The 15,256-nt window shown below is 57.3% G+C and carries 9 protein-coding genes; 5 read left to right on the forward strand and 4 right to left on the reverse strand.

Annotation, left to right across the window (positions count from 1 at the left end):
• Positions 1-575, forward strand: a 575-nt coding sequence (locus ACTIEN_RS19510) for a hypothetical protein (protein ID WP_439524822.1), incomplete at its 5' end; no start/stop codon positions are given.
• 35 nt (positions 576-610) lie between these two features.
• On the opposite strand, the gene ACTIEN_RS19515 is transcribed toward ACTIEN_RS19510, so the two are convergent.
• Positions 611-2,116: a caspase family protein gene (locus ACTIEN_RS19515; RefSeq protein WP_439524823.1), complete on the reverse strand. Its 1,506-nt coding sequence runs from the start codon at positions 2,114-2,116 to the stop codon at positions 611-613.
• A gap of 377 nt (positions 2,117-2,493) precedes the next feature.
• Here ACTIEN_RS19515 and ACTIEN_RS19520 point away from each other — a divergent pair, with 377 nt between their 5' ends.
• Positions 2,494-7,296, forward strand: a complete 4,803-nt coding sequence (locus ACTIEN_RS19520; protein WP_439524824.1) for a DUF4214 domain-containing protein — start codon at positions 2,494-2,496, stop codon at positions 7,294-7,296.
• An 86-nt stretch (positions 7,297-7,382) separates the two neighbouring features.
• Here ACTIEN_RS19520 and ACTIEN_RS19525 read toward each other — a convergent pair whose 3' ends face one another.
• A complete protein-coding gene (locus ACTIEN_RS19525; RefSeq protein ID WP_439524825.1) occupies positions 7,383-8,444 on the reverse strand; it encodes an OmpA family protein in 1,062 nt (353 codons plus the stop codon).
• 171 nt (positions 8,445-8,615) lie between these two features.
• Here ACTIEN_RS19525 and ACTIEN_RS19530 point away from each other — a divergent pair, with 171 nt between their 5' ends.
• The 3 genes from ACTIEN_RS19530 (at position 8,616) to ACTIEN_RS19540 (ending at position 12,015) form a co-directional block, all read left to right on the forward strand.
• Complete coding sequence (locus ACTIEN_RS19530; protein ID WP_439524826.1) at positions 8,616-10,127, forward strand: caspase family protein; 1,512 nt, start codon at positions 8,616-8,618, stop codon at positions 10,125-10,127.
• Positions 10,128-10,358: 231 nt separating this feature from the next.
• The gene (locus ACTIEN_RS19535) at positions 10,359-11,141 is read left to right on the forward strand and encodes a transglutaminase-like domain-containing protein (protein WP_439524827.1); all 783 of its coding nucleotides are present in this window, start codon (positions 10,359-10,361) and stop codon (positions 11,139-11,141) included.
• Positions 11,142-11,280: 139 nt separating this feature from the next.
• On the forward strand, positions 11,281-12,015 hold the full coding sequence (locus ACTIEN_RS19540) for a peptidase (protein WP_439524828.1): 735 nt from the start codon (positions 11,281-11,283) through the stop codon (positions 12,013-12,015).
• Between the two features lie 17 nt (positions 12,016-12,032).
• Here ACTIEN_RS19540 and ACTIEN_RS19545 read toward each other — a convergent pair whose 3' ends face one another.
• Together ACTIEN_RS19545 and ACTIEN_RS19550 are read right to left on the reverse strand one after the other, a co-directional pair.
• Positions 12,033-12,911, reverse strand: a complete 879-nt coding sequence (locus tag ACTIEN_RS19545; protein ID WP_439524829.1) for a transglutaminase family protein — start codon at positions 12,909-12,911, stop codon at positions 12,033-12,035.
• Positions 12,912-12,914: 3 nt separating this feature from the next.
• Complete coding sequence (locus ACTIEN_RS19550) at positions 12,915-15,236, reverse strand: circularly permuted type 2 ATP-grasp protein (protein ID WP_439524830.1); 2,322 nt, start codon at positions 15,234-15,236, stop codon at positions 12,915-12,917.
• Between the last annotated feature and the right edge of the window lie 20 nt (positions 15,237-15,256).

Consider the following 15,256-nt stretch of genomic DNA (forward strand, 5'->3'; position numbering starts at 1 on the left):
TAGAACTGATCTATCCGCGCTATGCTCAGGTTGGCGGCGATGAAATCGGCGGCGGGAACTCGAGCTCGCCGGGTGACGACAACCGGCGTGTTGCGCCCAGCGGCCCACCCGTTGCGGCCTCGACGCAGCGCACCACCCAGATCGTCAATCAATTGAACCAGATCCAGCAGATTTGCGAATTCATGGGGGATGAATACAAGCTCTCGTGTATCGCATCGACCTATCGCCAACTCGCAGAGGACGTTCCCGCGAATGGGGACTACGCGGAAACCCGCGAAGTCCTGCTGGATACGGCGCGCAAGCTGGACACCCTTTTGCGAAACAACCTGGACCGCCAGAAGCCCGCATTGCAGGCGCGGATCAGAACTGAGACCGGCCAATCAGTTCCGACCCCCCCTATGCGCGCCTTGCAGGCGTCGCGCGCTCCGCAACTCAATCAGCAGGCAAGCAATATCGTCGCCGAGGCAGAAACGGTGCTTCTGCGGTCCGCAAGCTCGGATGCGACACGCGCCATTCATTTTCAGCGCATCGCAGCCGCCGTTGGGTCAAACAAGGTGCTGCTGCGCTCAAGCTGATTGCAACAGTCAGGTGATGGGCTGACAACCGACACTCATTCCAGACCATACGCAGCTCTGATCCCGCGTTTGGTTCCCGGCCCGATATCGCCATCAATGGTCCCGGTGTAGAAATCATACGCCTGCAACTGGGACTGAAGTTCTCGTCGTGTCTCTTCGGCAAACATCGTTGGGCGTTCGAGCAACAGGTTAAGCACATCCTGACTGCCGCTGCGCAGGGCTGCGTAGAGGTAGCTGGCCGCATCCTTTGGGCCTTTGTCCGCGATCATGCCATCATCAATCAACGCCGCAAAGTTGAACTGCGCCTCTGGATGGCGCAGGTCAGCCGCGCGTTCGAACAGTTCAAGCGCCTTGGTCGGATTTGGCCGCAACCCCAATCCGCCTTGATAGTACAGAAAACCCAGATCGTTGATTGCATCGGCAAAACCCTGATCCGCAGCGGCTTGGTACAGTTCAAGCGCGCGGGCTTCGTCAACAGTCACACCGATGCCCTGTTCATATAGCTTGGCCAGTTCCATCTGCGCTTCCGGAGAGCCGCGCTCAACCGCGCGCTCGAGAAAGCTGACGGCCTGTGCCGGATCGAACCGCGTGTCTTCGGGATTGAGGCGAATATAGGCAAGACCCAGCATCGACCGGGTGTCGCCCAGATTGGCCAGGGCCAAAAGTTGCGATTCCTGATCGGGCCGCAGTTTGGACCACGTTTTCGTAGGCTCGGCCTCGGCAACTTCGGTGTCACCGTCGGGCGTGCCGGTCAGGTAAAACGGCGTCCCCGTCAATGAACCGTATGTATAAGGTTCTTGCAGGTTCTGCGTTTCCTCAAGAACGGCGTCGCGGACCTGCCGGAACATCAAGCTGATTTCCAGACCGGGTTTGGCCATTTTCTCCATCAGGGCGCGTGCATAAGGGCTATTCCCGCGCGTTCCGTCCAAAGCCACCTGCCCGTCTTTCGCCGCAAACGCGACAAGTGTTCCCCGATCGGGTTTGGCAGGGGCCAGCCCACCCACACCACGCGTCGCCTCATCAGTCGCTTGAAGCGCCGATTGAAGCACGGCATCCGGATCAATATTGCCCCCCAGCGGATTGTCCCGGCAGCTGTCCAGGATGACGATCCGCATCACGCGGGCCTTTTCCACGACGGCCAGCATTTCCTTGAGCGACACCGATTGCTGCTGAACATCAATATTTGATCTGGGACGGGCATCGACCGGGATCAGAAAATTCTCACCCTGCACTTCGATGCCATGCCCGGCAAAATAGATCAGCGCCAGATCAGCCGTTTCCGAACGGAAGGAGAAGTCCTTCATCACCTGACGAAGGTCTGCCTCGGTAAGGTCGATCCCAAGTGTAACGTCGAACCCGATATCCGTCAGCGTTTCGGCAAGCGCCTCTGCATCATTGCGCGTATTTGTCAGCGGCGTGATGGTTTCATAATCCGCCATGCCAAGCACTAGGGCGACGCGATCCGGACTCGCACTGGCCAGTGTCACACTGGACAGAAGCAGTAAGACAGGCATGACAAGCAGTCGGACGATGCAGCTCATGGTTTGGTTCCTTTCGCTGGTTCCGTGATTTGGTTCGCATCATAGGTGGTGAAGCCGACGATTTCACTCACTTCTTTGCGAAGAAAACGCCTGCAGCTCAAGCTACCCGATACTAGGGCATCGCATGACGGTTCTGTCGTCAAGTCTTCCCCAAGCCGATTGAAAGCCACGCGTCTCGTAAGCCATGCTTGACTTGAGGTAAGATTGGCCTCCACACTGAACCAACTGGGTCGGGATAAAGAGGGGTCAACCACGCATTGCGGGGCCCTATCTGGATATAGTCGAACATCGTGTTGTTTTGCTGCGTTTAGCCTCTCGACCGTGGATTTCAATCGGCTTTTCAACAGCCTGAATTTTGCCAGACGGATGTACAGACCATGGAAGAATTTCCCGACTTTGACAGTTTTATCGGATCAGGTGCCAACTATGGGAGTGCAACAGCCGGAGTACCCGCGCTAGGGGGCATTTCGGATTACACCGATCTAGAAGACTGGTTCGCGGTCACGCTGATCGCCGGCAACAACTACGAGATTCAGGTCAGGGGTTCTGCAACCGGTGATGGAACTCTTGCCGATCCCTACTTTGTCGGTGTTTACGACGCAGGCGGAATGCTTATTCCGGGTACGTTTGACGACAACAGCGGCGTTGGACAGAACAGTCTTGCGTTCTTTTCCCCCGATTTTTCCGGAACATATTATTTTTCTGTAGGGGAAGCCGGGAACTCGTTCTCGAATGGCGGCACATACACGCTTGAATACTTCGACCTGAGCCTGCCCGATGTGATCAATGAAGGCGACAACATCACGCTTTCAATCCCAACAGAAATTCCGTCGGACATTCCGCTGCCCTTCCCGAACACCGGGTCACCTGACGAATATATCGCGGACCGCCAGATTTCCGTAATCGTGACGTCCGCAAATGCCACAAGTGGCGAAGATTTCACGGTTTCTTATTCCTTTGGCCAAACGCAATCCCTGAACTTTGCGGCGTTGATGGATGAACTGGTCGAAGACGATGAAACCGTTTCGGTGCGTGTTACCGGTACTGTTGACTGGATCGTTGAGGATCCCATGGGTTCTCCGGAAACCAACCTCCTCGGCGGCACGGTCACCGGATTCATCGTGCCGACGACCATCGACTATACCCGAAGCTTTTCCATCAACTCTGCGCCATACGGGGTGCCCGACCCCATCCAGAACTATACCTTCACCGAGCCCGAGGTCGTTGGCAATGTCTTGACCAACTTCGCGGATGGCAGTGAAGAGCTTTTCACGGCGGTGCCCTTCACGTTCGAGACCGATACCGCCACGGGAGAATTGCTCGCCAACGGCGATCTCTTGATAACCGATGCCGTCGGCACACCCGGTCAAAGCCTTGTTGTCCGTTTCACCGCAATCGACGCCCGCGGAGCGCAAACGGAAAGCGAACAGATCATCGAATTCGGCGCTGCGCTGGACGACTACCTGCCCGGCGAGACTGCGCTTTCTCTTGGGTCCATCGACGTAGGCCTGCCCGAACTTGGCAGCATCGAACGTGCCGAAGACCGCGACCGCTTCATTGTCTCGCTTGAAGCGGGACAATTGTATTCCATCGGTCTTGCTTCCACGTCCAACCCGAGCGGCACACTTGCCGACCCTGAGATCTTTGGCGTCTACAACAGCCTGAACGTTCTGGTTCCGAACTCTTCCGACAATGACAGCGGCACAGGCCGCAACGCTCTGCTTGAGGCGTTCCTTGTCCAGACAAGCGGCATTTACGAAATCGAGGTGGGCAGCCACACACCTTTCGGAACCGGCGGCTATGAGTTGAGCGTCGAGTCACTTGGCGCGGCGGATGACTACCTGCCGGGCGAATTTGCAACCACGTTCGGGACCGCCCTGATTGATGTCCCGACACAGGGCACCATCGAAAGGGCCGGCGATCGCGACCGCTTTGACATCACCCTGCAAGCCGGTGTGGAATACGAAATCTCGCTTGAAGGTGCGCCCACGGGGGGCGGTTCTCTTCAAAACCCGCAGATCATTGGGTTGTATGGCAGCAACGGTGCCCTGGTTGCCGGCAGCAGCAACAATGACGGCGGCGTCGGATTTAACGCCTTGGCAAGTGGCGTGGTGGTCGCAACGGACGGTGTCTATCAGATCGAAGTTGCCAGTGCCAACAACGCGGCGATCGGCGACTATACCCTGACAACCACGGCAATCGGTTTTGTTGACGATTTCCTCCCCGGCCTCTCTTCTGGCTTTGGCAGTCTCTCCGTCAATGGGCGTGCAACCGGCGAGATTGAAACTGTTGGTGACGTGGATGGCTTCCGCGTGTCCTTGCAGGCGAATACCACTTACGAAATCAGCATTCTTGGAAACGAATCCAACAACGGGACATTGCGCGATCCGGATCTGTTGGGTGTGTTTTCGTCAAGCAATCTGAACGGAACGCCGGTCACTTCGGTGCAAACGCTCAACACGCAAATTGTCGGTGATGACAGCGTATCGTTTTTCACGCCGCAAAGCGCAGGTGACTATTTCATCGCGGTCCAGGATGAATTCGGCGGAACCGGAACCTATACGGTTGCCGTCGACAACACCGGCATTCGTGATGACTTTGCGGCCGATATCGACACCACCGGGTCGATTATATCTGGCGGCAATGCCCTTGGACGCATCGACTTTGCGCAGGATGAAGACTGGTTCGAGGTCAATCTGGCCGCCAACCGGCTTTATGAAATCGAACTTGTGCCAACCGCAGGTGGCAATGCTCTCGCTGATCCGTTCTTTCGGGGTGTGTATGACAGCAACGGCGTCCTGATCCAGAACACCCAGAACGATGATGGCGGCACAGGCACAAGCAGCGCACTTCAATTCGTCGCCGACACTTCCGGCACGTTCTACCTTTCCGCTGGCGGCTTTGGAGACACCACTGGCCAATACCGTCTGGAACTGAACGATCTCGGCCCCTTGGATGACGACAGGTTCGACATCACCGTCGAATTTACGTCGGACGATACCGCAGACAGGTACATTCAGGCATTCGCGGACGCGGCCGAACGGTGGGAAGAAGTCATCACAGGCGATTTGCCTTACGCGTTTGTCGAAGGGTACGGGTTTGTCGATGACCTCCTGATCGAAGTCTCTGTTCAGGACATCGAGCTTGTCTTTGAAGGTGTCGACCAGACAATCCTCGCGATTTCCAGTGTACTGGACCAACGGCCAGGCGGCACCGGGAATGGTGCCGATTTGCCCACCTTCTCACGCATCGTTCTGAACTCTGACGAACTGACCCGGACTGTGAACCTTGATGAATTCGCCGCCAACACGATCGGGCGTGCGCTTGGTTTCGGGTCTTTGTGGGAAGAACTCGGTCTTGTCCGGGATATCGGAGGTGTTCCAACCTACACCGGCCTCAACGCGCTACGCGAAATGGCCGAGCTCTCGGATAACCTCGATGGGCAAAACGTTCTTGAGTCCGGAGAGGATGGCGCACTTCGGAGCGAGTATTGGAGCGAAAGTGTGCTGGATGTGGAGCTCATGACCTCAAGGGTCGAGATTCGCACACCGACATCTGCCCCCAAGACAAACTTTCTGCCCGACAACCGCCTCAGCGAACTGACCATCGCGGCAATGGACGACCTTGGGTATGAGGTTGACTACGATGAGGCTGATCCCTTCAGCCTCGCGCAAAATGCGTTTGCGAGACAGGCACGATCCGCCGAAGAGATCGGTGCGACAGCTCAAAGCGCTGCCTCTAAACGCGTTGTTGCCGACCTTCCCAACACCGACGAGATCCCGAACGGCGCAGCCTATATTTTCACCCGTGCGAATATCCTGTCCGAACAGCCCGCCAGCTTTACCTTGAACAGCGGCAACAGCGACCTTCTCGATGCCAGCGGAACCAATGCCGTCTTCCTTGAAGGCGCAACTGGCGAGAATTTCATTGTCGAACTGAAAGGCACTTTCCAGAAGAACAACCCGGCAACGGTGAACAACTTGGCCGGCACCGTCGATTCAATGGAAGTACGCTCGGGCACCGGCCTCCTGCTTTTCTCGGTCGACTATACCCAGCAGCCAAGGTCTGTGACCGAAGTCTTGTCTCAATGGCCAAACTATTCGATGAACGACGAAAACGTCATCATCGTCGATACAACCGTTCCCGATACAGTGGCCCGCATCAATCCGAATGGCGGGGGCGAGACTGCCAGCCGGATTTTTGCCGGCGCAAGTGATGATTATGTGCGCGGCGGCGATTTGGCCGAACTCATCAATGGCGGGGCCGACAACGACACGCTGTCTGGTCAAGGCGGGAATGATTCACTCTTCGGTGAATCCGGGAATGATGTCCTGATAGGCGGTCGTGGCAACGATCTTTTGAACGGCGGCGGCGGCATAGACACCGCGGAATTCAGCGGTTCGCAAAGCTCGTACACCGTGACTCTCAGCGCCAACAACACAACGATTCAGGATCGGCGGTCTGGTGAAAACGGGCTCGACACTCTGGTCAGCGTCGAATTCCTGGACTTCGATACAAACTTCGGCGGGGCGGAGATCTTCAATCTTTACAGCGGGGCCACCGGTCTGAGCGCGTCAAATTTCGAAAGCTTCATCGAACTCTACATCGCCTATTTCAACCGGGCACCTGATGCGGTTGGCCTGAACTTCTGGGGCACGGCATTTGCCAATGGCACCACGTTCGAACAAATGGCCACGTTCTTCATTGATCAGGATGAAACACGGGCAACCTATCCCGGCGGCACCTCGAACAATGAATTTGCAACCTCAGTCTACAATAACGTCCTTGGACGCACACCGGACCAGGCAGGTATTGATTTCTGGGTTGGTGCGCTGGATGGCGGTCAGGTGACACGGGACCAGTTTATCCTCGATGCATTGCGCGGCGCTAAATCCGAACTGAAACCCGAACTCGGCCAGGATTTCGTCAATCAGCAATTGGCCGACCGCGCCTACCTTGAAAACAAGACCGATATCGGCGCATATTTTGCCGTCCACAAGGGCATGTCGGACGTGGCGAACGCATCCGCCGTCATGGCGATCTTCAACGGATCACAGTCAAGCATCACAGCGGCCGTGGCGGCAACGGACGGGCATCTTGCAGATGCCTTGAACGCGGCCAACGGGGAATTCCTGATGCCGCTTGTGGGCGTGCTCGACGATCCATTCGCGGCTGCATAACGTAAACGGGGCACCTGCCTTTTGCAGATGCCCCGTCAATGGCCTGGTGTCGGCGATCGAACCGCCTTCGCACATAGTGCGTCGGATCAGTCGACCAGCGCCGTGAACTCGATGCGGCGGTTCCGTGCGCGGTTGGCCGGCGTGTCGTTGGCAACGATCGGTCGCGCTTCGCCATAGCCCACGGAAATCATCCGATCTGTCGGGATGCCCTTGTCGCGCAACCACGTCACAACCGACGCGGCGCGCCGTTCGCTGATCGTCTGGTTCTGCTGATCGCTGCCCACCGAATCCGTATGGCCCGCAATCTCAAGCCGGAACGAGGGGCACCGGTTCACGATGTCATACAGGTTTTCGAGCAACGGAATGCTCTTGTCATCCAGACGTGTGCTGCCGGATGGGAAAAAGATGTTCCCGGTCTTGGACAGAATTTCAAACCGTCCAAGGCAGGCTTCTTCCGTCATCTCGCCCTTGTCTTCCAAGGCAACAGCAGCCGGAGTCAAGACAGCTTCGGGAAGGTTCGGCGGCGTGCCTTGCTGCGCCCGGTCGAATACGAAGTTGAAGCTCACCACACCAATCGGGGTGATGTCCACATTCGCGGCCTCCTCAAGCTTTTTGCGCCCCTCTTCAAGATCAAGTTCCTCAAGGGTAAACGCAATCGGTGTGATCGAAGACACAACCACGCGGTCATTGTCGATCAGGGTCACCGCCACATCCGTCGTCCGATCAAGCGTGACGCCGCGCAGCGTGAAGGAATACGGAAGTTCGATTTCCTTGCGGCGCGTGATGTGCAGATCGGTCAAAAGTTCGGGGGAAAGTTCGGTTGTGATGACCGCTTCGGGGAATCGGAAGGTTTCAAAGAACAGGAAGCGCATGCGCACGTTGCGCAGATCGACCTTGGTATCGACCGAGTCAAGAAGTACCCGAACCTGGGCCTGGCCGTCTTCGGTGATCAGCCCCGACAAGGTTGCAAACGAACTGGTTTCGGCGATTTTTGACTTCTTGACTGACAAAAACCTTAATTCGGACGCGTCACCATCCAAATTCCAACCATACTCGAACGGGTCGCTGCTTTGCGCAGAAGCCTGACCCAAGGGTATTGCCATCAAGAGGGCGACAACACAGAAAACACGAAGAAGAGCGATTTTCATAAATACCTCGCAGATGAATTGCGCCAGAAGGTGTAGCCAGTACAAACTATTAAAATACCAGTTTAACAGAAAACTTGCATGCTTGCATAGGACACGCGATAAAAACGTGGCAGCAAAAATTTCTGGCACCACATATTAGTTAATGCCTTCAATCACCAGCAGGAGGAAACCTTGTTCGATTCGCTCCCAAAACTCGGCAAACGCATCAAAACAAACGCATTTCTTGCGTGTTTGGTTCTCGGGTTGGCTGCGGGGCCAGCGGTTGCACAGGACCGGATTGCACTGGTGATCGGCAACTCCAGCTACAGCAGCGTGTCTGCGCTGGATAACCCATCGCGCGACGCGCAGTTGATCGCTTCAACCCTTGAGGCAATTGATTTCCAGGTGACGCTGCTCATCGACGCCACCCAGAACGAGATGAAGCGCGCGCTTTCGGATTTTGGCCGCAGCCTGCGAAATGGCGGTGCCGATACAACCGGTCTGTTCTACTATGCGGGTCACGGGGTCCAAAGTTTCGGGAACAACTATCTTCTGCCAGTGGACGTTGCCCTGAACGATGCCGCCGATCTGGACCTCGAAGGGGTCGAAGCCCAATCGGTTCTTCGCCAGATGGCCTCTGCGCGCAACCGGACCAACTTTGTCATCCTCGACGCCTGCCGCAACAACCCGTTCGCGGACATGGCTGAATTCGACTCTCCCGGTCTCGCCGAGATGAAAGCACCAACAGGGACGTTTCTGTCCTACGCCACGTCTCCGGGTGCCGTGGCGCTTGACGGAACCGGCCAGAACAGCCCATTCACGCTGGCTCTGGCCGATGAAATGCTCAAGCCCGGTGTCGCCGTTGAACAGATGTTCAAGCAGGTTCGCATTTCGGTTCTCGAGCAGACCAACGGTCTTCAGACACCTTGGGACACCTCGTCGCTGACCAACAATTTCACCTTTGTGGATGCTCCCACGGAGAATCCCGAAGATCTGGCAGCCCGCCAACTCTGGAACTCTGTGCAAGCCACCAAAGACCCGGTGCAGATCATGCTGTTCCTGCGCGGCTACCCTGACAGCGCCTATGCAGAGGACGCACGCGCCCTGCTGGCAGAGGCCATTGAGGCCGAACTGACCGACGACACCGCAGCGGTCCAACGTCCGGAACCCGCCGGACCCTCGGAAAACGAACAATCCATGTTCGAAGCGGTTCAGGCCAACCCGACAGTTGAGGGGTATCAGGACTTCCTTCAGGCGTTCCCAGATGGGACATATTCAGAATTCGCAAGAGGCGAAATGGCCGCCCTTGAATCCGAGACCAGCGTTGACCCGGTCGGTGAAGGTGTGAGCGAACCCACGCAAGAAACCGAACTGGCGATGGCCGTTGAACAGGAAAGGTCAAGCGTCCCGAACGTGGTTCGGTTCGATGCGCCCCTTGTCGCGCCGGGATCCGTGATTGACGGGATCATCCTGTCACAGATCACCGAACTGTCACCGCTCTTTCCACCGGTCGAGGGTCTTCCAGAGGAATACTGGAAATCCGAGACATGCGCGAGCTGCCATGAATGGACCCGCGAGCGTCTGTGCGATCAGTCGAATGTCTACCTCAACCTGAGCGGACAACGGTCGCTTGAAAAACCCCACCCGTTCAACGGCATCCTCAAACGCAACCTCAGACAATGGGCCGCTGGCGGCTGTCAGTAACCCCCGAAGGGATGGCGCAGGGCGTTGCGCCTGAAAGCCAACCTCTGAAAGCCGTGGCAAGGGGCCTGCGCCTTTTTTCCCGCGTCAGATGGCATCGCGCACACGCATCGCCGCTTGACCACTCACGGGACTTTAGCGGCATGCAAGAGCCCTGCCCGATTATCGCATCGACAGAAACGTCATGGCCTGCGATAGATCCCCACTCTCCCCTCACTCAGCTTGGATTCCACAGTGCTCCTTTCCGTAAAAACTCATCTTGTCTACACGACGTCACAGGTCTGCGATGTCCTGTTGCAGATCGAGTCCAACACCGATGGCGCTCAACTGTGTCAGGATCCCCAGTTCTCGCTCACGTCCGGTTCTTCGCTGCAAGAAGTGGCAGGTGAACACGGTATCGGCGTGCGCAGATGGCTGAGTGTCGGGCCCCGTCTGGAATGCCGCTATGAAACCCGCGTTGAGATCACGCGGCGGATTCCGGATCTTGCAGAGCTTCGCGAGACTCCGCGCTTTCAACTCCCCGGTTCGGCCATCCAATACCTTATGCCGTCGCGATATTGTCATTCGGAACTCTTTCTGGATTTCGTCGCAGGACAATTCGACGGGCTGACCGGCGGGGCGTTGGTGCAGGCCATGAGCCATTGGATCTATACCAATTTCACCTATGACAACGGGGCCAGCCATGCGGGAACCACGGCCGTGGACAGCTTTGCCAGCCTCGTCGGCGTGTGCCGCGACTACGCGCATGTCCTGATTGCCTTCGTACGGGCAGCAGGCATTCCGGCCCGGTTCGTCAGCGCCTATGCGCCGGACGTGACCCCACCGGACTTTCACGCCGTGGTCGAGGTCTTTCTGGACGGCGACTGGTATCTTGTCGATCCCACAGGCATGTCGGATCCGTCCAACACGGTCCGCATCTGCGTCGGTCGCGACGCTGCGGATGCGTCTTTCCTGACGTCCTACGGCTTCATGGACCTGCAAGAGCAAACCGTTGAAGTGACCCGCGTGGGCAGCTAGATCGACCTGCCTTGAACGGCCGATGATGACTTCTGTGTGACGGTTTGCCAATTGCGTTCAACCACGATTGTGCAGTCGATCTTTCGCCGCTAAAAACGCGTGGTGCAGCGTCGGTCGCTGCCCCTGTTCTGGACCCAAGATGACCTATTGCGTTGGCCTATATCTGAACCGTGGCCTTGTTTTCATGTCGGATACCCGAACCAATGCGGGGGTTGACAACTTTTCGACCACGAAAAAGATGTTCTCGTGGGACGTACCCGGTGATCGCGCCATCACGATCATGACCGCTGGCAACCTCGCCACGACACAAGCGTTGATCAGCATCCTGGAAGAACGCTCCAAGGTTCCGACCGAACGCAAACCGACACTCCTTGAATTGCCCACCATGTTCGAGGTTGCCCGCTTTGTCGGCGCAACACTGAAAGAGGTGATCCAGGGCGGCGGGTCGGATGGCCAGTCCGCCACGTCCGCGTTCAAGGCATCCGTGATTGTCGGCGGCCAGATCAAAGGCGGCTTGCCGACCCTTTTCCTGGTTTACCCGGAAGGCAACTTTATCGAGGTGACAGAGGACGCACCGTTTTTCCAGATTGGCGAGGCCAAGTACGGCAAACCAATCCTCGTGCGCGCCTATGATCCCGATATAAGCTTTGAAGACGCGATCAAGCTTTTGATGGTGTCGTTCGATTCAACGATCAAGGCCAACCTTTCAGTTGGCCTGCCGCTCGACCTGCAGATCTACGAAACCGATAGCTTTGAACTGGATCGCCAACCCCGCATCACGGCAGAAAATCCCTACTATCAATCCATCAGTGCAAGCTGGGGTGACGCGTTGCGGGCGGCCCTGATGCATCTGCCAAGCTACCAGCGCCAATAAGCGTTCAGGGGTCGGGATCAGCCAACGATGGCAACATCGACCCCTTGCGTGTTTTTCTGCCCCCCCGAAGACCGTAAATGCCCCCGAACCGGAGAGACATCCGAATAATCGCGCCCATAGCCGGCGACGATGTGATCGGTGCCCACCAACGTGGCATTTGTCGGATCGTATTCGATCCACCCCTGATCCGGGCCACACCACGCCCTGACCCAGGCATGCATTGCATCGACCCCTTCAAGCTTCACCCCACCCTCTGGGGGAAGCGTGCGCAGATAGCCGCTGACGTATCCTGCCGGAATGCCCAAGGCCTGTAGCGCAATGATCATGATATGGGTGAAATCCTGACAGACCCCGCGCTTTTGGCGAAACGCATCTGATGCATCGGTATCGACCGTTGTCGCGGTTGCATCAAACGTCATCGCGTCGTGTAGCGCCCTGCCGATCCGAATGACGTTGGCGGCCGTGCTGTCCTTCGGGTCGAACACATCCTGTGCAAACTGCGCCATGGATTGGTCCGGCGACAGGCGCTTCGTTGGCCCAAGGAAGTGCAGCGGTGATTCCGGTCCAAGGTCAGTCAGCCTGCCATACTCCACCCGAAGCTGCGCGACGTCCGGAGTGAGGTCCTGCCAAGGTTGGGGCGACATCATGTCGACATGGCAGGACAGGCGAATGGACATCTCGGCATGGTAATCGCGATGCGTACAGGATGTCGTTTTGTTGCCAAAAAAGTCCACAGCTTCTGACCGCGAGTCCGGTTCGGGGAATATCTCGAGCAGATGTGTCGTCAGACTTTGACGACCCCGAACAATTCGCGGCAGGACGCGGATCAGATGCCGACTGTTCGCAGCCGGCTGATCGTACTTGTGCGCGATGGTCAGGCGGATGCTGTAAATCATGCCCTAAGCCAGATGATATTCGTTGAGCGTGTCCGAGATGCCCCAGATATCCCGCTTCAACTCGATCAGGAATTCCGGGAAAATGTCGGTTGGTTCGCTTGTCACCAATCGCGTTTCCAGGACCAGAACCATGCGTGCAACCTGCGTCATGGCTTGATCTGCGCTTTGCAAGGGAAGGTTGGCAATATGCTCTTTCATGCGCGAGACATGGTAAAGGATCGAGCGCGGGTTTTTCCCGTCCAGCGCCAACAATTCTATGACCGAAATCGCATCGGCGGAAATCTGGAAACGCGCACGGTGGGACACAACGCTGTCGCCAATCTCAAGTGCCAGATCAAGTGCGCCAGTCGGCGCGTCCTCGGACAAACAGGCCGCCAGAAGGTCACACATGTTAGCCGCCCGTTCCAGCGACGCGCCCATGCTCAGAAACCGCCATCCGTCCGAGCGGTACATGTTTTCATGAACCAGCCCCGCAAACCCTGTGATCTGGCGCAACAGGCTGCTGATCTCAAGCGGGATATCTTCCAGGGGAACGGGTCTGCCATCCAGGATATGCAACTGCGTCACCAGCCCACGCAACGCCATCATCCCATCGGGGGAAAACCGGTCACTGATACGCGAGGCCGATTGCAGGGCCAACCCAAGCGGTGCGCCAAAACGTTCGGCCATCGCCTGTGCTTGTGGGTCCACATGGTTCATGATCCTGTCGCGCATGTAGGCCGGCATCGTGTCGCTGTGATCGGCACCATCGGCAATGCGCGCGAAATAGGCGCGGAACATGCGCATGTTCTGCTCAGAGCGTTCAACATAGCGGCCCAGCCAGAACAGGTTGTCGGCTGCCCGGCTGGGCAGAAAGGCATGGGTCAGGCTTCGTGAGACCGCGTTTTTCTGCACGGACAACAGGGTCGGTGTCTGGACCTTGTGTGGGCTTGTCACCCAAACGTCAGACACTTTCCCGCCGCGCTGCATGGCCAGCGCCTTGGCGTCGTTTCCAGCGCTGATCCGTGCATATCCACCCGGCATGACCGTCCAGCCGGTCTCTGTGCGCCCAAGCGATACCCGGATACACATTGGCCGCGCGACCAGTCGGCCCTTTTCCCAGACCGGAGTCGTCGACAACGTCACCGCTTCTTGTCCGACAAGGTTGCGGCCATTGGTTTTGAACAGCTCGGTCAACTGCTCCACATGGGGACCGTAAACTACAGTGCCGAACGCTATCGTCTTGGGATCCGCCATCAAAGGGGTTGTCGAAAAGGCATCGCCAACCATCATGCGATCACTGTTGGCAAGCACATGATCGCGCTGCGCGTCATGACCACACCACCACGTCGCAATGTTGGAAAGCGCAAGACCCCGCCCCAGCCGCGCCCGCGCGATCTTTGGCAGAAACGCCATCAGCGCGCGCGTTTCGAGAACCCCGGCCCCGACCATGTTCACGGTCTTCAGCGTGCCATCGCGGATCGCCTGCACCAATCCGGTCGCACCCAACATGGATGTGGGATCAAGCTCGAGCGGATCAAACATGGCGCTTGGCAGCCTGTTCCACAAAAGACTGACAGGCTTTGGACCAGCAACCGTGCGCACCATCGCCTGCCCGTCCTGCACGATGAGGTCTTCGCCTTCCACCAGCAACAGGCCAAGATAACGCGCCATATAAGCGTGTTCCGCATAGCTCTGGTTCATTGGTCCGGGCGACAACAAAGCGACTTCACCCGACGTACGGCCCTTGAGATCCATCAACGTCTGCTGGAATTCCTTGAAGAACCCCGCAAGCCGGTGAACATTTGCGCTCGCGAAGAAATTCGGGAACACCCGGCCCATGGCGATGCGGTTTTCAATCGCAAACCCGGCGGTCGAGGGCGCTTCGACAAGATCGCTGATCACCCACCATTTGCCATCGGGCCCACGGCCGATTTCAAATGACACCATGTTAAGCAGATTTGCCCCTTCATTGCCGACACCGACCATCGGGCGCAGCCATGCAGGGTTCTGACTCAACAGCGTTGCAGGCAACTGGCCCGTGCTCACCAGCGTATTGTCGCCGTAAAAGTCCCGTAACACATATTCAAGAAGCTCGGCCCGCTCGATCAGCCCGTCCGAGATTGTCTGGAATTCGTCGTCGCCAATGATCACCGGAATATGGCTCAGCGGCCATTCGCGCTCCGTCGACAGGCTTTCGTCGTACTGGCGATACAGCACCCCGGCATCCCGAAGGTATTGGTCGCCACGGGTAAAGCGAAGTTCCAATTCTTCTGGGGCCAAGCTGCTCAGGTGTTGAAAGAACGACTCCCAAACGGGTTTGACGGCACCGTCTTGATCAAACATCTCATCGCTATGCGCAGCGC

The sequence above is a fragment of the Marivita sp. genome (assembly GCF_051859345.1).
Classification (GTDB): Bacteria; Pseudomonadota; Alphaproteobacteria; order Rhodobacterales; family Rhodobacteraceae; genus Marivita.

What these genes read in the sequence shown, in the direction of transcription:
- ACTIEN_RS19515 (WP_439524823.1), bottom strand. Translation starts at nt 2,116, where the DNA reads ATGAGCTGCATCGTCCGACTGCTTGTCATGCCTGTCTTACTGCTTCTG.
- ACTIEN_RS19550 (WP_439524830.1), bottom strand. Translation starts at nt 15,236, where the DNA reads ATGTTTGATCAAGACGGTGCCGTCAAACCCGTTTGGGAGTCGTTCTTT.
- ACTIEN_RS19540 (WP_439524828.1), top strand. Translation starts at nt 11,281, where the DNA reads ATGACCTATTGCGTTGGCCTATATCTGAACCGTGGCCTTGTTTTCATG.
- ACTIEN_RS19520 (WP_439524824.1), top strand. Translation starts at nt 2,494, where the DNA reads ATGGAAGAATTTCCCGACTTTGACAGTTTTATCGGATCAGGTGCCAAC.
- ACTIEN_RS19525 (WP_439524825.1), bottom strand. Translation starts at nt 8,444, where the DNA reads ATGAAAATCGCTCTTCTTCGTGTTTTCTGTGTTGTCGCCCTCTTGATG.
- ACTIEN_RS19545 (WP_439524829.1), bottom strand. Translation starts at nt 12,911, where the DNA reads ATGATTTACAGCATCCGCCTGACCATCGCGCACAAGTACGATCAGCCG.